Below are 19,519 nucleotides of genomic sequence, written 5' to 3'. Positions count from 1 at the left end.
GCGCACTCAGTCCTTGATCTCGAACAGCACCTGACCCTGGCTGACCGTGTCGCCGACCGCGCAGCTCAGGCCGGTCACCGTGCCCGCCTTGTGCGCGGTCACCGGGTTCTCCATCTTCATCGCCTCGAGCACCACCACCAGCTCGCCCGCCTCGACCTGCTGGCCGTCCTGCACCGGCAGCTTGACGATCGTGCCCTGCATCGGCGCGGTGACCGCGTCACCGGAGACCGCGGCCTTCTTGCCGCCGCCACGCTTGCGCGGCTTCGTGCGCTGACCAGCCGCGGTGGGGCCGCCGCCGACGGCCAGCCCGGCCGGGAGCGAGACCTCCAGCCGGCGCCCGCCGACCTCCACGACGATGGTCTGCCGCTCGCCCTCGTCCGCGGCGTCCTCGGTCCCTTCGCCGTCCGCGGTGAACGGCTCGACCGTGTTGTTCCACTCGGTCTCGATCCACCGGGTGTGCACGGCGAAACCGTCCTCGGCGGTGAAGGCCGGGTCACGGACGATCAGCCGATGGAACGGCAGCACCGTGGCCATGCCCTCCACCTGCATCTCGTCCAGCGCCCGGCGGCTGCGCTCCAGCGCGTTCTGCCGGTCGGAACCGGTGACGATCACCTTGGCCAGCAGCGAGTCGAACTGCCCGCCGATGACCGTGCCTTCCTCGATCCCGGTGTCCACCCGCACGCCGGGACCGCTGGGCAGCCGCAGCTTGGTCACCGTGCCGGGGGCGGGCAGGAAGTTCCGCCCGGCGTCCTCGCCGTTGATGCGGAACTCGATGCTGTGGCCGCGCGGCTGCGGGTCCTCGGTGAAGCGCAGCTTCTCGCCGGCGGCGATGCGGAACTGTTCCCGCACCAGGTCGATGCCGGTGGTTTCCTCCGACACCGGGTGTTCGACCTGCAACCGGGTGTTGACCTCGAGGAACGAGATCACACCGTCCCGGCCCACCAGGTACTCCACCGTGCCCGCGCCCCAGTAGCCCGCCTCGCGGCAGATGGCCTTGGCGCTGCTGTGGATCTTCTCCCGCTGCTCGTCGGTCAGAAACGGCGCGGGCGCCTCCTCGACCAGCTTCTGATGCCTTCGCTGCAGCGAGCAGTCCCGGGTGCCGACCACGATGACGTTGCCGTGCTGGTCGGCCAGCACCTGCGCTTCCACGTGCCGCGGCTTGTCCAGGTAGCGCTCGACGAAGCACTCGCCGCGGCCGAACGCCGCGACCGCCTCCCTGGTCGCCGACTCGAACAGCTCGGGGATCTCGTCCAGGGTGCGGGCCACCTTGAGCCCACGGCCGCCGCCGCCGAACGCCGCCTTGATGGCCACCGGGAGCCCGTGCTCCTCGGCGAACGCCACCACCTCGTCCGGGCCGCTCACCGGGTCCTTGGTGCCCGGCACCAGCGGCGCGCCGGCCTTCATGGCGATCTGCCGGGCGGTGACCTTGTCCCCCAGCGCACGGATCGCCTGCGGTGACGGGCCGATCCAGGTCAGGCCCGCGTCGATGACGGCCTGCGCGAAGTCCGCGTTCTCCGACAGGAAGCCGTAGCCGGGGTGGACCGCGTCGGCGCCGGACCGCTTGGCGACGTCGAGCAGCTTCTCGACCACCAGATAGGTCTCCGCGGCGGTGCTTCCGCCAAGTGCGAACGCTTCGTCTGCCAGCCGGACGAACGGCGCGTCGCGGTCCGGGTCGGCGTAGACCGCGACCGATGCCAATCCCGCGTCCCGTGCGGCGCGGATGACCCGCACGGCGATTTCGCCCCGGTTCGCGACGAGCACCTTGGTGACCGGGCCGGCGAGACCCGGTCGCGTGCTGGCTGTGCTCTGCGGCACGCCTACCTCCTGCAACGTTGCGCCGGCCGCTCACCGGAGCAGCCGGTTGGTGGCCTGCGTGCAGTGTACGGATCCCTGCGCCCGTCGTGGCTGTAAGACGGCTCACGCTCAGGCGAGCGTGCATTCCGGACCGCAGGCTTGCCTCAGGTGTTTCCTGACGTCTCGGACAGGCGTAGTGATCTGCGGCGACGGTGAGGACGGCAGTCGCGGAACGACCTGATCCGGAAGGGCAAGGCGGCCGAGAACGATCTTCGTCACACCGGTGGGCACAAGTGTCGAATGCGCGGGGTGTCCGGCGTCGTCGTGCCGGGCGGAGCAGCCGTCGCTCGTCTATCGTCACGCTGTGCAATCGACATCGCGTTCGGTGAAAGTCACCTTCGTGGTGGCGGTCGTGGTGACTATCGCGGCGCTGGGGACTGCCGTCGCTTTGCGGATGGTCCGCGCGGAACGTGCGGACGACGGTTCCTCCACGCGATCGTCGACCGCTGTCGAGAACGCTGCCGAGCGGTGCGGGGAACTCCCGTGCGAGGTGCTGACCAGCGTCCCGGTGGGCTCGACGACCGTCGAGCTTCTGGCCGATCCCGACGGCAAGCACGGGCGACTGCGGTTCCGCGACGACAACGGGGCGTCGTTGCGCAAGACGGCGTTGGGGGACCTGGGCGTACACGTGACGCAGAAGTCGCTGTCGTGCGCCGACGGCCCGACCAAAGCGTGTGTGGTGCGCGGAACGCTGGAGGGCGGCCTGGTCGGCGAGGTCTTCGTGTCGCGCGGCAGCGGATGGGCGGCGGTCACCCGGCCGTACTTCTCGACCGCCAAGATGATCGAGCTGGTCCAGGTCACCGACGACGCCACTCCCGAGGTCGTGCTGGCCCAGTTCCCCGATTGTGCGGCTCCCTCCAGCGGGGTGTGCGACGAGTCCTGGGTGGAGGTGGAAGTCTTCCGCCTGGACGGCTCGTCGCTCGGTTGTGGAGGGCCCTACTCGTCGATCACCCGGATCCCTGGCTGGCCGGACATCGACCTCGCCGAGGAGCCCTTGAGGTCCTGTGCCTGACGTCCGAGCCAGCTGCCGCGGGCCGGGGACGGCTTTCGGCGACGGTCGCATGCTCCGAAGCGTGCGGTGCAGCTGACGAGCAGAGGCGCCCCGGCTGATCTGCTTGCCAGGGCGCCTCGTGCGTGGCCGTGGTGTCAGGCCGCGGCCGTGTCCGGCACTTCAGGCTCGTGCCGGTTCGGTGGCCGTCCTGTGCGGGGTTTCCGGCCGAGGTGACGGCTGCTCGCCGGTGTCCTCCAGCAGCGGCGGACGGCTCGGCGCCTGCAGCACCTCGTCGTCGAGCAACCCTTCCGAGCGCGACACGACGACCGGCACCACGATCTGGCCGGCCACGTTGGTCGCGGTGCGGATCATGTCGATGATCGGGTTGATCGAGTAGAACAGCGCGATCCCCAGCGCGATCTGTTCCGGTGGCAGGCCGACGACGGTGGCCGACAGGGTCAGGGCGGTGAGCCAGCCGGTGGTGCCCGCGGTGGCCAGCGCGCCGAACACGGCGGCCGCCACGATGCCCGCGTACTGCCCGATGCTCAGCGTGATCCCGGAAATGTTGGCGATGAAGATGACGCCGACGGCCGGGAAGACGGCCGCGCAGCCGTCCATCTTCGTGGTGCTGGCCAGCGGAACGGCGAACCCGGCGTAAGCGGGCGGGACCCCGAGGTTGACCGCGGTCTGCCTGGTCAGCGGCAGTGTGGCGCCGGAGGACTGGGAGGCGAACGCGAACTGCAGCGTCGTCCACGCCTTGCTGAAGAACCTGGCTGGGGACACCTTGGCCACCAGCCGCAGCAGGATCGGGTAGACGACGAACAACACCAGCAGCGTCCCGGCGTAGACGGCCAGCGTGGCGGACGCCAGTGGGCGGAACAGCTCGTCCCCGTAGGTGGCCACCGCGGCCCCGATCAGGCCGAACACGCCGAGCGGCGCGAGCAGCACGATCCACCGCAGATACCGCTGGACGATCTCGAAGACGCTCGCGTTGAGGTCGACGAAGGGCTTGGCCCGTTCGCCGAGCGAGTAGGCGGCAGCCCCCGCGATCACCGCCAGGAACACCACCTGCAGCGTGCCGCCCTCGGCGAACGCGGCGACCACGTTGCCCGGGATCAGGCTCTCCAGGAAGCTCCACCACGAGCCCCAGTTCGACACGCTCTCCGCGGCCCGTGCGGTGTTCTCCTCGGTCGGCGCCGCGTTCAGCCCGCCCGCGCCCGGGTCGATCAGCAGACCGACCGCGATGCCGATCAGCACGGCGATGAACGAGGTGATGGCGAACCACAGCACCGTCTTGCCGCCCAGCCGCGCGGCTTCCTTGCCCCCGCCCAGCTGGCGCAGCGAGTTGATGCCCACCACGATCGCGGTGAACACCAGCGGCAGCACGGCCAGCTGCAACAGGGTGGTGAACGTGGACCCGACGGCGTCCAGCGCGTCGCTCAGCCATGCCGTTTCGGTGCTGCGCGCGATGGCGCCGGCCAGCACACCGAGCAGCAATGCGGCGATGACCGCGCTGCCGAACACGCGCGGGCGCGTGTAGGTACGCAGGAACGACCTTTCCCGGTCGGATGTCTGTGACACGATGCCCTCCAGGTGAATCGGCGCCGGTAGGCGCCCCCGGACGAGGGTCCTCCGATCGGGTGGTCGTGGACAGTTCGCCCACTATGCGGGAACGGGAATAATTCCTGACGCCGGCGACGATCGCGCGTGCCTGGCGTGGATGCTGGGTCAGAGGTCGTCGGCGTCCGGTCGCCACAGGTCGGTGACGCGCACCCCGACCTCGCTGAGCAGCCGGCGGGTCAGCGGCAGGCTGATGCCGATGACACTGGACGGATCACCGTCGACACCTTCCACGAACCAGCCGCCCAGGCCGTCCAGGGTGAAGGCCCCCGCGACGCGCAGCGGCTCGCCGGAGGCCACGTACGCCTCGAGCTCGGCTTCGCTGGGACGGCCCCAGCGCACCACGGTCGACTCGCTGGCCGAGGCCTCCTTGACCCGCGCATCGCCGTCCAGCCGGACGACCGCGTGCCCGGTGATCAGCGTGCCGGAGCGGCCGGCCATGCGCCGCCACCGTTGCCTGGCGACGTCGGCGGTGCCGGGTTTGCCCACCACCTCGCCGTCGAACGACAACATCGAGTCACAGCCGACGACGACCGACTCGCCGGTGTGTCCCTCGGCGGTCAGCTCGTCGGCCACCGCGGCGGCCTTGGCCTGGGCGAGGCGCACCACGAGCTGCTCCGGAGTGGGGTCGGACAGCTCCGCGGCCACGGCGTCCTCGTCGATGCCGGACACCCGCACGACCGGGTCGATCCCGGCGGCGCGCAGCACCGCGCGGCGGGCAGGGGAGGCGGAAGCCAGCACGAACCGCATGACTGCGGAGTCTAGGCCGAACTTGCCTGGGCACCGGTGCAGGCCGCCCGCTGCTGTGCCGTGGTGAATGGGTGCGGGACGGTGATGCTCAGACGGTGATGCTCACAGCTGCGGGACGGTGATGCTCACTGTCGGGCTCCTGCCCGCGAGTCGTGCCGCTGCGCCGGTGATTTGTCGACAAATCACCGGGCAATCCCCGGCGCGGCCGTCGATCATCTTCCGGATTGGTCGATCGGCATGGCCGCGGACGATGGCCGGGACACCGGTGCTTCGTGATCGCTTCACCGTTCCCGCGACGAGGTTCCCGCGACTGCGTAGTGGCCGTTGACCGCATGGCAAACCTCGATGCGGCAGCACGCTCGTCTCCGCGTGTGCGCAGCGGCCGTGCAGCGAGCGCCTTCTCGCGTGCCTGCTGCACCCCCGTCTCCGCATGTGCGCGGCGGCGTGCGGATCATCCCCAAGCTCTAGCACTACCGCCCAACCCGTCTCCGCGTGTGCGTGGTGGCGTGGTGCCGGGTCCGGGTGGGCGGGCCGTCGTGTCCTCGGGTTGTGCGAGGGTCAGGTGCTGTTCGTCTCCGCGTGTGCGTGGTGGCGTGGTGCCGGGTCCGGGTGGGCGGGCCGTCGCGTTCCCGAGCTGTGCGAGGGCCAGGGGCTGCTCGTCTCAGCGTGTGCGCGGCGGCCACCGTGCCCAGGACAGAGCCCGTTCCGGCCGCCCGGCACGCCGCCCCGGCAGGCAGGTTCGCTACCGCAGCCGGGCGGAGGCCCGCCAGGCTCCGGGCCCCGGCCGCAGCGGCTGCCGCAGCCGTGGCTCGACGTCCGCCCACGCCGACCGCGCCGCTGGCTTGTCCTTCTGCTGCGCGGTGGCTGCGCTGACCGCAACCAGCGCCGCGGTCAGCGCAGCCAGCTCCTCGTCGTCCGGCGTGCCTCGGACGACCCGCAGGAACGGCCGCTTCTCGTCGTCCTTCGCACTGCTCTTCTCGCCGGTCATAGTGGGATGTTCCCGTGCTTCTTGGGTGGCAGCGACTCACGCTTCTCCCGCAGCATCCGCAGCGCACGCGCCACGTAGCCGCGCGTGTAGGACGGCGGGATGACCGAGTCGACGTATCCACGCTCGGCGGCAACGTACGGATTGCAGAGCGTGTCCTCGTACTCCTGGATGAGCTGCTGCCGCAGCTGTTCGACGTCCTTGCCCTCTTCGGCGGCCTTCTGCAGCGTCTTGCGGTGCACGATGTTCGCCGCACCCTGCGCGCCCATCACCGCGATCTCCGCGGTCGGCCACGCCAGGTTGATGTCCGCGCCGAGATGCTTGGACCCCATGACGTCGTACGCGCCGCCGTACGCTTTGCGCGTGATGACGGTGACCAGCGGGACGGTCGCCTCGGCGTAGGCGTAGATCAGCTTCGCGCCGCGGCGGATGATGCCGTTCCACTCCTGGTCGGTGCCCGGCAGGAACCCGGGGACGTCCACGAACGTCAGCACCGGGATGTTGAACGCGTCGCAGGTGCGCACGAACCGCGCGGCCTTCTCCGACGCCTTGATGTCCAGGCAGCCCGCCAGCTGCGTCGGCTGGTTGGCCACGATGCCCACCGAGTGGCCTTCCACCCTGCCGAACCCGACCACGATGTTGGGCGCGAACAGCTCGTGCACCTCGAGGAACTCGCCGTCGTCGATCACCCGCTCGATGACCTCGCGCATGTCGTACGGCTGGTTGGGCGAGTCCGGGATGAGGGTGTCCAGCTCCCGGTCGGAGTCGGTGATGTCGTCGGCGACCGACTGGCCGACGGCCGGGGTGTGCTCGAACACCGGCGGGTAGTCCAGGTTGTTCGACGGCAGGAAGCTCAGCAGCTCCTTGACGTAGGAGATGGCGTCTTCCTCGTCGGAGGCCAGGTAGTGCGCGTTGCCGGACTTGGTGTTGTGCGTGCGCGCGCCGCCCAGGTCCTCGAACGTGACTTCCTCACCGGTGACCGTCTTGATCACGTCCGGGCCGGTGATGAACATGTGCGAGGTCTGGTCGACCATCACCACGAAATCGGTGAGCGCGGGCGAGTACACGTGGCCGCCCGCGTTGGCACCCATGATCAGCGAGATCTGCGGGACGACGCCGGATGCGTGCGTGTTGCGACGGAAGATCTCGCCGTAGAGGCCGAGGGACACGACGCCTTCCTGGATGCGCGCGCCGCCGCCCTCGTTGATCCCGATGATCGGCCTGCCGGTCTTGATCGCCAGGTCCATGACCTTGACGATCTTCTCCCCGTACACCTCGCCGAGTGAGCCGCCGAAGACCGTCACGTCCTGGGAGAACACGCAGACCGGTCGGCCGTCGACGGTGCCGTAGCCGGTCACCACGCCGTCGCCGTAGGGCCGGTTGCGGTCCTGGCCGAAGTTCGTCGACCGGTGCCGGGCGAGCTCGTCCAGCTCGACGAACGAGCCGGGGTCGAGCAGCATGTCGATCCGCTCGCGGGCGGTCTTCTTGCCCTTGGCGTGCTGCTTGGCCACCGCCCGCGCCGACCCGGCGTGCACCGCCTCGTCGTTGCGCCGGTACAGATCCGCGATCTTGCCCGCGGTGGTGTGGATGTCCGGGGCCTCGTCCGGCGCGCTCCCGATCGGTTCCGTCGCAGAACTCATAGCCAGCGAGCCTAACGGCTGATCGGGCGTTGTCAGCACGTGAAGTCGGCCACCTCACCGTAGGCTGGCGGCATGCCGGATTCCCGTGACGACACAGCAGCCCGGCCGATCGACGCGGCGGCGTTGCGCGCCGCGTTGCTCGCTCCGGCAGGTGGCTACGCCGCCGTCGACGTGGTGGCGTCCACCGGGTCCACCAACGCCGATCTGCGTGCCGCGGCGGACGCCGGCGCGGCCGACCGCACGGTGCTGCTCGCCGAAGAGCAGACCGCGGGCCAGGGGCGACGGGGCCGCACCTGGGTGTCGCCGCCCGGGGCGGGCATCTACCTGTCCGTGCTGCTGCGCCCCTCGGGGGTGCCGACGCAGCGTGTCGGCTCGCTGAGCATCGTGGCCGGGCTGGCTCTGCTCGAAGTGGCCAGGAGCGCCGGCGTCGACGCGGTGCTGAAGTGGCCGAACGACATGCTGGCAAGCGGCGGCAAACTCGCCGGCGTGCTCTCCGAGCTCGTCCCGGACGCCGGGGGGCCCGCCGTGGTCGTGGGGATCGGGTTGAACGTGTTCGCGCTCGGCGACGTGCCGGCCGGTCCGGGGGGATTGGCCGCGGTGTCGTTGGCGGAATCGGGGGCGCGGAACCCGGACCGCACGGCCCTGGCCGTCTCCCTGCTGCAAGCCCTGCACGTGCGGGAAGCGGCGTGGCGGGCCGCTGGCGGCGACCTGTCCGCCGCCGGGTTGCTCGACGCCTACCGGCAGGCGTGCGCGACGCTGGGCACCACGGTCCGTGTCCTGCTGCCGGACGGCGAACTGGAGGGCGAGGCGGTGGACATCGACGCCGTCGGGCAGCTGATCGTGCGCAAGCCGGACGGGTCCGCGACGACCGTCTTCGCGGGCGACGTGGTGCACGTGCGGTGATCATGCCCACGGCGGGATAATTCGCCGATCACCTGCTGCATCGGGCCGGAAACGGCTACGGTGAGCAGGCCGGCAGGAAACGACACAGGAGCGTGCTGAGGTGGGCTACCCCAAGGGCTTGCTGAGTGAGGGCGAGCAGGTCATCGCGCACAAGCATCCGCACTTCAAGATGCTGATCTTCCCGCTGCTGATCGGCGCGATCGTGGTCGCCGCCGCCATCTGGCTGGGGTTGCTGGCCAGTGACGCCGCCGCACCGTGGGACATGGTCGCGCTCGTGGCCATCGTCGCGGTGGCCGCCGTGCTGCTGATCTGGCTGGTGCTCACGCCGTTCGTACGCTGGCGGACCACGCACTTCATCGTCACCACCGACCGGGTGATCGCGCGCGAGGGCGTCATCAGGCGTACCGGCATCGACATCCCGATGGGCCGGATCCACAGCGTGCGGTTCGAGCACGACCTGGTGGACCGGATCTTCGGCTGCGGCACGCTGATCATCGAGTCGGCGTCCGAGGAGCCGCTGGAGTTCTCGGACATCCCGCAGGTGGAGAAGGTCCACACGTGGATCTACCGGCAGCTCAACGACAACCCGTACGACGACTACGACGCCGAGCATCCCGAGCAGGGTCAGCAGGGTACGCAGCGCCTGCCGCGCAGGGGGCGGTAAGCGTGGGCGGTGCGCGTGACGTCGGTCTGCCGTCCGTGCATCGGTCCGGGCGGCTGCCGGAGCGGGTCACGATCTGGGAGGTCGGACCGAGGGACGGGCTGCAGAACGAGAAATCGACCGTCGCCGTGGACGTCAAGCTGGAGTTCGTCCAGCGGCTGGCCGACGCGGGGCTGACCACCATCGAGACGACCAGCTTCGTGCACCCGAAGTGGGTGCCGCAGCTGGCGGACGCCGAGCAGCTGCTGGAGCGGCTGGAGCGCCGCGCCGGTGTGCGCTATCCGGTGCTGGTGCCCAACGAGCGGGGGCTGGAGCGCGCGCTCGCCGCCGGGGTCGAGGACATCGCGGTGTTCGCCAGCGCCACCGAGACGTTCGCCAAGCGCAACTTGAACAACACCCTGGACGGGCAGTTCGCGTTGTTCGAGCCCGTCGTCGCGCGGGCACGGGACGCGGGCATGCGGGTGCGCGGCTACGTGTCGATGTGCTGGGGCGACCCGTGGGAGGGTGACGTCCGGCCGGAGCAGGTCGCCGAGGTCGCCGGGCGGCTGTACGACATGGGCTGCTGGCAGCTGTCGCTGGGCGACACCATCGGGGTGGCCACGCCCGGGCACGTCGAAGCGGTGCTGGCCGCGGTCACCCAGCGCGTGCCGGTGGACGCGGTGGCGGTGCACTTCCACGACACCTACGGTCAGGCGCTGGCCAACACGCTGGCGGGGCTGCAGCAAGGTGTCACGACGGTCGACTCGTCCGCGGGCGGACTTGGCGGCTGCCCGTATGCGAAGTCGGCGACCGGGAACCTGGCCACCGAGGATCTGGTGTGGATGCTCGACGGTTTGGGTATCGAGCACGGGGTCGATGTGGACGCCCTTGTCGGCGTCAGCACGTGGATGGCCGAGCAGCTGGGCAGGCCGGCGCCTTCTCGCGTGGTGCGTGCGCTGGCCGAGTGAGCCCACGTCACGACCGAGGGTACGAAGATCACGCTGTTCGTGCTCGGGTCATTGATGGCTGGCATGCTCGTCGGCGGATCGATCTTGCTGCTCGTGGGGCTCGCACAGCACCACCGCATCGACGACGTCTACGTCGTCGGAATCGTGCCGGGAGTCGGCTGCGACGACGCACACGACGTGCATGTCCGGGTCGAAGACGGTGCCGTCCTGGACTGTCTGCCGTCGGCTGTGTCGTTCGCCTCCGGCCGGGTGCACGTCGAGGGCTTCATCGAGGCTCAGCAAGACCACGCGCAACCTGGTCAAGGAACTCGCCGTGGACGGGGCACCAGGTCGGAGCGGGCCAAGCTGCAGAGCGCGGTCGACGCACCGCCGCCACGATCCACCGGAACGACAGCCGTACGGGGAGCTGGGTCGTCCGGGAGAGACACTTGCCTGGATCGGCGCTGCGATGGTCTCCGTCGCCGCCGGGCGGTTCTTCGCCATTGCGCGGCTGGGCAGGCAGCGTGGCCGCCAGGTCCCGCGGCCTGGCACCGAGGTTCCGGCTGCGGAGTTCGGCCTGGTAGCGGGCGTGCGGGCGAAGACGTGGCCCGGCAGCGCCGTGCGCTCGATCACGATCGAGGGACGACGACGAATCGGTGGGAACCGTCCCGGGTGCGTTAGCGTCTAACCGCTTGCGCACCGCGCCGTACCCGGGTGCGGGGCGCCATGACCGACGCTGTGCTGCAGGACGCACTGGACCGGGAGGGCGCCGTGACCGAGTACCGAGCACGGGTCGACGAACTTCTCGGCGAGTATCGGCGCGGCCGCGAGCAGCTGGCCGGGCTGCACCGCACGCTGCGTTCGATCACCGCGACGGCGAGCACTCCCGACGGCTCGGTCAGCGCCACGGTGGGGCCCCGCGGCACGCTGACCGGACTGACCATCACCGAGCAGGCCTACCAGCGCTTCACGCCCGCGGAACTTGCCGAGCAGATCGTCCGCCTGGCCGGGCAGGCCGCCGCGTCGGCGGTCGCCAAGGCCGGCGCCGTGCTGGCGCCCGCGCTGCCGTCCGGGGTGGATCCCGAGGCGCTGCTGCTCGGCACCGGTGACCTCTCCCCGGCCGAGATCCGTGCCGGTGACGACCGGGCCGCCGAGCCGGCCGAAGGGGCGAGCCGGTGACCGCCGACCACGGTGCCGACGTCGAACGGCTCGCGGCGCGCGCCGCAGAGTTCGACGAGCACGCACAGCGCGCAAGAAACCTCGCCGACGACCTGCGCGCGGCCCTGGACGGTCCAGCCCCGTGGGGGAACGACGACATCGGCAGGCGGTTCGCCGACCAGCACGCCGATGCCGCCGAGCAGACCGTGCAGCGCCTGACGGACCTGAGCGCGAAGCTGGCTGACATGGGCAGCGCGTTCGCCAAGGCCGCACGGACGTATCGAGCCACCGACGGTGCGTCGGCGGACGCCGCGGACCGGATCAGGCACGGCCTGGGGGAGGGCTAGCGGCGTGGGTATCGAGCTTCCTGCGGAGCTGGCCGGCATCGCTCGGCGCGTCGGCGCGCACTGGCCGGAGGCCGACGAGGACGCGATGCAGAAGCAGGCCGACGCCTGGCGGGAAGCCGCGCGGGGACTCCGTTCGCTGGCGTCCGAGGCGGATGCCACCGCGGCCGCCGCCGTGGCCAGCATGACGGGAGAGGCGGCCGAGCAAGCGGCACGGGCCTGGTCGGAGTTCGTCGCACCGGACGCCGGGCTGCTGACCGGTACCGCTCGGGCAGCGGAGCAGGCGGCCGACCGGCTGGAGCACGCCGCGCGGCAGGTGGGCGCCGCGAAGGTCGAGATCATTCGGCAGCTGGCCGACGCCGCGCGCACCGAGGAGGCCGCGGCCGCTGCGGCCGACGGCGGGCATCCGGAGGCGCTGTTGACCGTGCGGAACCTGCATACCGCAGTCGCCGCGAACGTCACCGCGATCACCGAGTCGCTGGCCGGCGCGGTGGCCGACACCGCGCGTGAGGTGGATGCCTCGCCCGTGCTGGATCCGCTGACCGGGAGCCGTGGGCCCGGGTCGTTGCTGGCGGCGGTCAGCGGGGTGCCGGATGTGGTGTCCGGCTCGCTGGACGCCGTGGACCGCACGGCCGATCGCTGGACGGACGAGGCCACCGACGCGCTCGACGAGCTTGCCGACTTCGACGACGGCCCGCTGGGACTCGTGCGTGATCGGGTTCCCGACGTGGCAGGCCAGGTGGCCGACGTTTCCGAACGGGCCGTCGATGTGCGCGACCGCCTCTCCGATGTGCCCGCATCGGTCGACGAGGTCGCCGACCGGGTCAGGGAGGCACCGGACCGGATCGGTGACGTGCACGACCGGGTCGCCGGCCGCGTCGCTGACGTCCTGCACGGCCGGGAAGTCGTCGATGCAGGCGAGCGTGCCGTTCCGGACGACGTCGTGTCGCGGGACGATGCCGGAGGGGGCCATGAGCCATCACACGGTGTCGAGCCCGGCGGTGGCGACGTGCCCACCCCGCCGATGGGAAATCAGGTGCCCGCGTGGATGAGCGCACCCACACCGCCGATGGGGTTCACCGCGCCGCATCCGCACCAGGGTCCTCCTGGGCAGACATCGCTCGCCGGGTTCGTGGAAGGCGTTTCCGCGCCTGGTCCGCCGCTCGTGCCGCCGGCAGGCGGGCCACCGCAACCGGCAGGCGGCTTCGGCAGCGCGCCGGTCACCGGCTTGGGCGGTCCGCCGTTGGCCGCGCCCGGGGCGGCACCGCCCGCGGGCGGGTATCCCGGCGTGGTGGGGGGCACCCCTGGCCAGCCAGGGCAGCAGCCGCATCCGGCGCAACCACCCGGCAGGCCGCCGGGAGGGGGTGCGCGTGCGGCGGACGGCAACGTCGCGAACCGTCCCGCCCCGCCCCCTGCAGGCTGGCAGGGACCGATCACCGGCCGGCCGGTGGCGCCGAACGTCCCCGCCACGGGGTTGAAGTCCGGCGTCGTGCAGCCGCAACCCGAGCCGCACCCCCGGCCCGGCCCGCCGCAGGAGCAGCCCGCGTACGGCACCCCGCGCAAGGACCGGGCCAGCATCGTGGCGCTGTTCCGGGTGCACATGTTCCCGCTCGGCCATCTGCCGGTGGCGTCCAGCAAGCCGAGCCGCCAGCTGCCGCCCCGGCGCCACGATCCGGACGAGTTCCTGTCCCGCTTCCCGCCGTACGACCACCCGAGGTCGTCGGTCTTCGACGATGCGGAGGTGCTGCCGGAACGGGCGGTCCCCTCGCCGGGCCTGCCGTGGGATCATCCCGCGCTCACGGCCTTGTTCGAGCGGTACGACCCGCTGGCGGGCATGGACTCGGACGAGTGGCAGCGTCGCTACCTGGTCGCCGACCGCGAGCCACCGGAGTACGCGTGGCCGCCTGCCGAGGCGTGCCCGGAGGGCTGCCACGAGCCAGGGGAAGCGGTGATGCTCGGCGAAGGCACGGTGATCGACCGCTTCGGCACGCCGCGGGGCCGGGTCTTCCACCCCGGCGGCACCGCTTATCGCCTGCGGTCCCTCCCTCCGCCCGGCCCGGACACCCGCTACCGGCGCTACCGGGTGCTGCGGCCGATGCCGGTGTGGCGCGGCACGGTGGCGCCGTGGTTCGGCCAGCCGGGCGGTGCCGAGCGCCTGCGCGCGGTGTATCCCGCGGACGACCTCGTCGTGCTCGGGTACCTGCGGGAGATCACCGACGAGCTCACCGGCGACGACACCGGGCAGGCCACCGGCGCGGGCGCGGCAGGTCAGGCCGGCGATCGAGTGGAAGCGAGCGGCGCCGCGAGCGAGGCCGCCGCGGCGGACACCGGCGCGGGCGGCGGCAGCGGGCAGGCGCCCGCGGAGCAGACGGAAGGCACGCGATGAACCTGGAGTCACTGGCCAGCTGGCTGGACGCGATCGGGGTCCCGCACGAGGTGATCTCGATCGGCAAGGAGGCGGACAACACGTGGTGCGTGCTGCGCACCGAGCAGGTGCAGCCCGCCGCCCAGCCCGGCGACCCGCAGCCGGCCGAGCAGACGGTGGTGACCTGGGAGGTGTTCTGGCGGGAGCACGGCATCCGGTACGACTGGGCCAGCTTCACCAACGAGCAGGTGGCCTGCCACTACCTGTTCGGGCGGCTGGCCTGGTCGCAGGTCGCCCGTGGCGCGGTGGGTCTGCTGCCGGAGCGGGACCCCGGCCGGTCACCTGTCGACCAGTCGTGACGCCGGGCACCGAGCACCGCAGGCCGGTGACGCGCAGGAGACCGGTGACGCGCAGGAGCGACGGGAACCGGGCACGCGGAACGACCTAACGGGAGAGGATCCGCAACGCCGCTTCGTGCAGCACCCCGTTGGTGGACAGCGCGTTGCCACCGTCGAACCGTTCGGCGCCGGTCAGGTCGGTGAACCGGCCACCGGCCTCGGTCACCAGCACCTGCACGGCGGCCACGTCCCACGGGTTCACGATCGGTTCGGCGGCGATGTCGATCACGCCCTCGGCGACCAGGCAATGCGACCAGAAGTCGCCGACCGCCCGGTTCTCCCAGCACGCCGCCACCAAATCGAGGTAGGCCTGCTTCGAGTGGTACTCGTCCCACGTGTTCAGGTTCGTCGTCGACACGTAGGCGTCCGACAAGTCGCTCACCTGGGACACCCGCAGCCGCCGCTCACCCGAGGCGTCGGCCACCCATGCGCCGCCACCGGCGTCGGCCCACCACCGGCGGGCCAGCATCGGCGCGGAGATCACACCGACCACCGGCACTCCGTCGTCCACCAACGCGATCAGCGTGGCCCAGACGGGCACGCCGCGCAGGAAGTTCTTGGTCCCGTCGATCGGGTCGAGGACCCAGGTGCGGCCGGAGCCGATCTCGCCGCCCCCTTCCTCCCCGGCGATGCGATCCTGCGGTCGTTCGGTGGCCAGCACGCCGCGGATGGCCTCCTCCACCGCGAGGTCGGCATCGGTCACCGGGCTGCGGTCCGGTTTGGTGCGCACGGTGAGATCACGTACCGAGTAGCGTGGAACGGTGATCGCGTCCGCGGTGTCGGCAAGACGCTTGGCCAGGTGAATGTCGTCGGCATACGGGCGTGTCACGGTGTGATCCTCGCATGGAGTAATCGGCAGGTCGCCGTATGGTAAAGACCGTGAGCAAGGTTCTTCTCGCCGAGGACGATCCTGCCATCGCCGAGCCCTTGTCCCGGGCGCTGGACCGGGAGGGCTACGAGGTCGAGGTCGTGACCGACGGCCCGAGCGTGCTGGAGGTGACCCAGCAACGGCCGGTGAACCTGCTCGTGCTCGACCTCGGCCTGCCCAAGATGGACGGCCTGGAGGTCTGCAGGCGGCTGCGCGCCCGCGGTGCCGAGCTGCCGGTGCTGATGCTGACCGCCCGCACCGACGAGGTGGACTTCGTGGTCGGCCTGGACGCGGGCGCGGACGACTACGTGGCCAAGCCGTTCCGGCTGGCCGAGCTGCTGGCCAGGATCCGCGCGCTGCTGCGCAGGCAGGCGCCCGAGGTGCTGGAGGCCAACGGTGTGCGGATGGACCTCGGTGCGCGCCTGGTCACCGTCGACGGGGTCGAGGTCCAGCTGGCCAACAAGGAGTTCGAGCTGCTGCGGGTGCTGATGAGCCGGGCGGGGCAGGTGGTCAGCAGGGAGGAGATCCTCGCCGAGGTGTGGAACGACCTGGACTCCAAGACCACCAAGACGCTGGACATGCACATCTCCTGGCTGCGCCGCAAGCTGGCCATCGCGTCCGGCGAGATCGACGGCAAGGGCGGTACCAAGCCCGCGCAGGCCACCGACACCGAGCGAATCTCCACCGTCCGCGGCGTCGGCTTCCGGTTCAACGTGGAGTGAGGCGACACTAGCGCCGTGCATCGCCGCATCCTGCTCGCCATCCTGTTGGCCGTCGCGGTCACGGCAGCGGCGCTGGGCATCCCACTCGGCTTCACCGCGTGGGAACTGGTGTCCAGCCTGGCGAAGGAAGACCTGGCCACCAGGGCGCAGCGTATCGCCAAGAGCCTGGACACCACCATCGCCGCCGGTGAGGTCATCGACACCCGGCAGGTTCGCCTGGCCATCCCGGACGACGGGTACCTGCTGGTGCGCGGGCAGGACGGACGCGAGTACCGGCATGGCACGAAACCGCGGGGCGACGTGCTGACCGAAACGGCGAACCTGGGTGGTGGCGGCCAGGTGCAGCTGACCATTCCCGCCGGCCCGGTGCGCACCAGGCAGACGCAAGTGACGCTCGCGGTGGTGCTGCTGGCCATCCTGTCGGTGGGCACCGGAATGGTGGTGGCGAGCGTGACGGCACGCAGGCTGGCCCGGCCGATGCGCAGCATCTCGGCCAGGGCGGCGCGGCTGGGCGCCGGGGACTTCCGGCCGGATTCCGCCAGGTACAGCATGCGCGAGCTGGACATGATCGCCGAGGCGCTGGACACCTCGGCGGAGGCCCTGTCGGCGTTGATCCGGCGGGAGCGGCAGTTCGTCGGTGACGTGTCCCACCAGCTGCGCAGCCGGATCACCGCGCTGCAGCTGCGGCTGGACGCGCTGACCGCGCACGAGGACCCCGGCGTGGTCGCGGAGGCGCGCGCCGCGCAGGACCAGGCGGATCAACTCACCGCCGCCTTGGACGACTTGCTGGCCGCGGCCCGCGCGGCGCGGGAAGCCGGGGCGGAGCCGGTCGACGTGGGCGCGCAGCTGCGCGAGATCGCCGACGAGTGGCGAGCGGTCTTCGCGGCAGGCAACCGAGGCCTGAAGCTGCGTGTCCCGTCCGGGTTGATCGCCAGGGCCACACCCGCCCGGCTGCGCGAGGTCGTCGGCGTGCTGCTGGACAACGCAATCAAGCACGGCGCAGGCACCGTCACGTTGTCGGCGCGCCCGGGCGACGGGAGCGTCGTGGTGTCGGTCAGCGACAACGGCCCCGGCGTGCCGGACGACCTCGCCCCGCACATCTTCGACCGCGGCGTGTCCGGGGTGGGCTCGACCGGTGTCGGCTTGGCACTGGCCCGGGCACTGGCCGAAGCCGACGGCGGGCGACTGGAGCTGGCCAGCCAGCGTCCGGCGACGTTCAGCCTGTTCCTGCTGGTGCCCAAGCCGACCGACGTGACCGAGCGGCCGCTGCGGAGCAGCAACCCGCGGTGAGCGCGGCCGTCACGGCAGGTCGTGGCGGCGGCCGCCGAGCTCGTCGGGAAAGACCCACTTCCGCATCGCGACGAACCGGAACACCATGGCCAGCAGCATCCCGACGATCGATCCGCTGGTGAAGTCGGCGACCTCCTGCACCCACCGCTCGACGTGCGGCACCTCGAGGTCGAGCACGTACCGCGACACCAGCAGCGGGATCAGGTTCACGACCAGCGCCACCCCGCTGACCAGGAAGAACAGCGCGGCCTCGTGGTGGCGTTCCCGCCCGCCGCGGGTGCGGAACGACCACTCCCGGTTCAGCACGTAGGAGACGATGGTGGCCACCACGATGGCGAACGCCTTGGCCGTGGTCGGCTTCTCCTCCAGCACGGTGAGCTTCAGCGCGTACCAGATGACGTTGTCGATGACGAACGTGATCGCGCCGACGACCGCGAACTTGAGCTTCTCCCGGTGCTTGATGAGCACGCCGCGCAGCGGCTCGGGCACGCGCGCGAGCAAGCTTTCGATCACGGTCACGGCTCACGACTCCCAACGAACGCCTGACGCGGGCAGTCTATGAGCCCGGTGGTGTGACGCGCGTTGGGCCGGGCGCAGGGTGGCCGACGTCTCGGCCACCGTTCCCTGACGTCCGTGCCGGCACCAGGAACGTCGCCCTGTACGACGAATCGGGTGCCGGCGCGTGGTCGAAGTCACCAGGGCAGCCAGCGGTCGAACAAGTCCGTGCCGTGACCGGAGCGCGGCTTGGGATTCGGGCGCTCCCACGTCGGCTGCCAGCCCGGACGGGACGAGCTCGGCGGCCGCGCCGGTGAGCTCGGCTTGGTGCTGCTCGGCCCGTCCGGCTTCAGCTCCGGCGGAGACGGCGGCCGGGAGCTCGGCGGCTGTGGGGGCGTGGGCCGCACCGGCGACGAAGGCTTGCCGGATGCGGCGGGAGCGGGAACCGTGGGCCGGGCCGGTGTGCCGGACTCGGCCGGTGTGGTGGTCCCGGTGCCAGGAACCTGCTGCGGGACCAGGTTGGGCACGCAGGCGAACAGGCACCACGGGCGGACGGTCTGCGACGCCCTGGCGTCCCCGATGCGCGCGGTGACGGTGACCGAGGCCGGGAAGCCGCTGTGCAGCAGCGGGACCAGCAGCCGGGCGCTGGTGCCCGGAGCCAGCGGGCGATGGCTGCGGCAGGTGGTGGCGCTCGCGCCGCTGAGGCAGTCGAAGCCCAGCGCCGACCAGTCGTCGACCAGCATCGGGTGGTCGATCGTGACCGTGGCTTGCTTGGTCGTCCGACCGGTGTTGGTCACCGTGGCCGAGACGTACCACAGGTGTGCGCTGACGTCGATCGCGACGCCGTCCTTGGCCTCGACCCGCACCGGGATGCGGATCTTCAAGGTCGTGGTGGTCCCGCTGGACACCGTGCCGGTGATCTGACCGTCCCGCACCGATTCGTCGGCCACCAGCCGGAACACCAGCGTCGCCGACGCCTGCGGGGCCAGGCCGTCGGGGGTGCGGCAGGTGACCTCGCCGGTGCCGCCCGGGCACTTCACCACGTCGCCGGGGGCGCTCGCCGCTGCCAGGCGGGGCAGGGCGGCCGACGTCGCCCCGCCGGGCGTGCCGCCCCCGCCCGGCTGGTCGACGGCCGAGACACCGCGCGGCAGGGTCAGCGTGACGGTCACCGGTTCGGACTTGCGTCCGCCGTCGTTGCGCACCGTGATCGGGAGGTCGGTCGGTCCGCCGCCCGGGACGAGCTCGATGCTGCCGCCCGGCGGTTCCACGGTGATGTCCGCGGGGAGCGGCTGCTCGGCCGGTGGCGGTTTGGGCCGGGGTGCCGGCGGTGGTGGCTGCGGAGAATCCGGTCGCGGCCCCGGTGTGGTCTGCGGCGCCGGCGGCTGCGGCTGCGGGCGTTCCGGTGGCGGTGCAGGCTCGTTCGCCTGGGGGGTGTTGTTCGGCGCCTGCACCGCGGGTGGTGTCGGCTGGGCCTGCGGTTGCGCGTGCGGAACCGGTTGGGGACCCCCGGAGGCGAGCGCCACGGCCACCGCCGCGACCAGCCCGGTCA

The 19,519-nt window shown here is 71.5% G+C and carries 18 protein-coding genes and 1 pseudogene; 10 read left to right on the top strand and 9 right to left on the bottom strand.

Annotation, left to right across the window (positions count from 1 at the left end):
- Positions 1 to 6: 6 nt before the first annotated feature.
- Positions 7 to 1,815, bottom strand: a complete 1,809-nt coding sequence (locus CXP56_RS01990) for an acetyl/propionyl/methylcrotonyl-CoA carboxylase subunit alpha (RefSeq protein WP_286899421.1) — start codon at positions 1,813 to 1,815, stop codon at positions 7 to 9.
- Positions 1,816 to 2,158: 343 nt separating this feature from the next.
- Here CXP56_RS01990 and CXP56_RS01985 point away from each other — a divergent pair, with 343 nt between their 5' ends.
- The gene (locus CXP56_RS01985; RefSeq protein ID WP_286899419.1) at positions 2,159 to 2,866 is read left to right on the top strand and encodes a hypothetical protein; all 708 of its coding nucleotides are present in this window, start codon (positions 2,159 to 2,161) and stop codon (positions 2,864 to 2,866) included.
- A gap of 159 nt (positions 2,867 to 3,025) precedes the next feature.
- On the opposite strand, the gene CXP56_RS01980 is transcribed toward CXP56_RS01985, so the two are convergent.
- The 4 genes from CXP56_RS01980 to CXP56_RS01965 form a co-directional block, all read right to left on the bottom strand.
- Positions 3,026 to 4,369 (bottom strand): dicarboxylate/amino acid:cation symporter, encoded by a 1,344-nt coding sequence (locus tag CXP56_RS01980; protein ID WP_028848868.1) that lies wholly within the window; start codon positions 4,367 to 4,369, stop codon positions 3,026 to 3,028.
- Between the two features lie 204 nt (positions 4,370 to 4,573).
- Positions 4,574 to 5,215 (bottom strand): Maf family protein, encoded by a 642-nt coding sequence (locus CXP56_RS01975; RefSeq protein WP_028848869.1) that lies wholly within the window; start codon positions 5,213 to 5,215, stop codon positions 4,574 to 4,576.
- 742 nt (positions 5,216 to 5,957) lie between these two features.
- Positions 5,958 to 6,203 carry an acyl-CoA carboxylase subunit epsilon gene (locus CXP56_RS01970; RefSeq protein WP_038045538.1) on the bottom strand — a complete coding sequence of 82 codons (246 nt, stop codon included), beginning with the start codon at positions 6,201 to 6,203 and terminating at the stop codon, positions 5,958 to 5,960.
- On the bottom strand, positions 6,200 to 7,840 hold the full coding sequence (locus CXP56_RS01965; protein WP_028848871.1) for an acyl-CoA carboxylase subunit beta: 1,641 nt from the start codon (positions 7,838 to 7,840) through the stop codon (positions 6,200 to 6,202). Before CXP56_RS01965 ends, CXP56_RS01970 begins: the two co-directional genes overlap by 4 nt.
- A 72-nt stretch (positions 7,841 to 7,912) precedes the next feature.
- Here CXP56_RS01965 and CXP56_RS01960 point away from each other — a divergent pair, with 72 nt between their 5' ends.
- The 3 genes from CXP56_RS01960 to CXP56_RS01950 all read left to right on the top strand — a co-directional run bounded on the left by CXP56_RS01960 (position 7,913) and on the right by CXP56_RS01950 (position 10,351).
- Entirely contained in the window at positions 7,913 to 8,743 is an 831-nt protein-coding gene (locus CXP56_RS01960) for a biotin--[acetyl-CoA-carboxylase] ligase (protein WP_051310420.1), read from the top strand.
- Positions 8,744 to 8,843: 100 nt separating this feature from the next.
- Positions 8,844 to 9,407 (top strand): PH domain-containing protein, encoded by a 564-nt coding sequence (locus CXP56_RS01955; RefSeq protein WP_028848873.1) that lies wholly within the window; start codon positions 8,844 to 8,846, stop codon positions 9,405 to 9,407.
- Positions 9,408 to 9,409: 2 nt separating this feature from the next.
- Positions 9,410 to 10,351 carry a hydroxymethylglutaryl-CoA lyase gene (locus CXP56_RS01950; RefSeq protein WP_038045540.1) on the top strand — a complete coding sequence of 314 codons (942 nt, stop codon included), beginning with the start codon at positions 9,410 to 9,412 and terminating at the stop codon, positions 10,349 to 10,351.
- Positions 10,352 to 10,399: 48 nt separating this feature from the next.
- On the opposite strand, the gene CXP56_RS01945 is transcribed toward CXP56_RS01950, so the two are convergent.
- Positions 10,400 to 10,645 (bottom strand): hypothetical protein, encoded by a 246-nt coding sequence (locus tag CXP56_RS01945; RefSeq protein WP_286899412.1) that lies wholly within the window; start codon positions 10,643 to 10,645, stop codon positions 10,400 to 10,402.
- Between the two features lie 411 nt (positions 10,646 to 11,056).
- On the opposite strand from CXP56_RS01945, the gene CXP56_RS01940 reads away from it, so the two are divergent.
- The 4 genes from CXP56_RS01940 to CXP56_RS01925 are packed head-to-tail and all read left to right on the top strand — an operon-like array spanning position 11,057 to position 14,556.
- Positions 11,057 to 11,509 (top strand): YbaB/EbfC family nucleoid-associated protein, encoded by a 453-nt coding sequence (locus tag CXP56_RS01940; RefSeq protein ID WP_245566728.1) that lies wholly within the window; start codon positions 11,057 to 11,059, stop codon positions 11,507 to 11,509.
- Entirely contained in the window at positions 11,506 to 11,835 is a 330-nt protein-coding gene (locus CXP56_RS01935) for a hypothetical protein (RefSeq protein ID WP_038045541.1), read from the top strand. Before CXP56_RS01940 ends, CXP56_RS01935 begins: the two co-directional genes overlap by 4 nt.
- 4 nt (positions 11,836 to 11,839) lie before the next feature.
- Complete coding sequence (locus CXP56_RS01930; protein ID WP_286899407.1) at positions 11,840 to 14,218, top strand: TNT domain-containing protein; 2,379 nt, start codon at positions 11,840 to 11,842, stop codon at positions 14,216 to 14,218.
- The gene (locus CXP56_RS01925) at positions 14,215 to 14,556 is read left to right on the top strand and encodes a hypothetical protein (RefSeq protein WP_051310422.1); all 342 of its coding nucleotides are present in this window, start codon (positions 14,215 to 14,217) and stop codon (positions 14,554 to 14,556) included. Before CXP56_RS01930 ends, CXP56_RS01925 begins: the two co-directional genes overlap by 4 nt.
- Positions 14,557 to 14,641: 85 nt before the next feature.
- Here CXP56_RS01925 and hisN read toward each other — a convergent pair whose 3' ends face one another.
- The gene (hisN, locus tag CXP56_RS01920; protein ID WP_028848876.1) at positions 14,642 to 15,424 is read right to left on the bottom strand and encodes a histidinol-phosphatase; all 783 of its coding nucleotides are present in this window, start codon (positions 15,422 to 15,424) and stop codon (positions 14,642 to 14,644) included.
- 50 nt (positions 15,425 to 15,474) lie between these two features.
- On the opposite strand from hisN, the gene CXP56_RS01915 reads away from it, so the two are divergent.
- The gene (locus CXP56_RS01915; RefSeq protein ID WP_028848877.1) at positions 15,475 to 16,185 is read left to right on the top strand and encodes a response regulator transcription factor; all 711 of its coding nucleotides are present in this window, start codon (positions 15,475 to 15,477) and stop codon (positions 16,183 to 16,185) included.
- A gap of 15 nt (positions 16,186 to 16,200) precedes the next feature.
- On the top strand, positions 16,201 to 17,475 hold the full coding sequence (locus tag CXP56_RS01910; protein ID WP_028848878.1) for a sensor histidine kinase: 1,275 nt from the start codon (positions 16,201 to 16,203) through the stop codon (positions 17,473 to 17,475).
- Positions 17,476 to 17,484: 9 nt separating this feature from the next.
- On the opposite strand, the gene CXP56_RS01905 is transcribed toward CXP56_RS01910, so the two are convergent.
- On the bottom strand, positions 17,485 to 17,994 hold the full coding sequence (locus CXP56_RS01905; protein WP_028848879.1) for a GtrA family protein: 510 nt from the start codon (positions 17,992 to 17,994) through the stop codon (positions 17,485 to 17,487).
- A gap of 173 nt (positions 17,995 to 18,167) precedes the next feature.
- Positions 18,168 to 19,519 (bottom strand): annotated as a pseudogene (locus CXP56_RS01900) (sigma-70 family RNA polymerase sigma factor); the annotation flags it as partial.

Source organism: Thermocrispum sp. (assembly GCF_002919275.1).
Lineage (GTDB): Bacteria > Actinomycetota > Actinomycetes > Mycobacteriales > Pseudonocardiaceae > Thermocrispum > Thermocrispum agreste.
Note: the sequence above shows the minus strand (reverse complement) of the source record. Positions and strands in the feature narration are given on the sequence as shown.

Bases quoted from the DNA above. Each gene is read 5' to 3' on its own strand.
- CXP56_RS01960 (WP_051310420.1), top strand. From the start codon at position 7,913: ATGCCGGATTCCCGTGACGACACAGCAGCCCGGCCGATCGACGCGGCG.
- CXP56_RS01970 (WP_038045538.1), bottom strand. From the start codon at position 6,203: ATGACCGGCGAGAAGAGCAGTGCGAAGGACGACGAGAAGCGGCCGTTC.
- CXP56_RS01975 (WP_028848869.1), bottom strand. From the start codon at position 5,215: ATGCGGTTCGTGCTGGCTTCCGCCTCCCCTGCCCGCCGCGCGGTGCTG.
- CXP56_RS01965 (WP_028848871.1), bottom strand. From the start codon at position 7,840: ATGAGTTCTGCGACGGAACCGATCGGGAGCGCGCCGGACGAGGCCCCG.
- CXP56_RS01940 (WP_245566728.1), top strand. From the start codon at position 11,057: ATGACCGACGCTGTGCTGCAGGACGCACTGGACCGGGAGGGCGCCGTG.
- CXP56_RS01925 (WP_051310422.1), top strand. From the start codon at position 14,215: ATGAACCTGGAGTCACTGGCCAGCTGGCTGGACGCGATCGGGGTCCCG.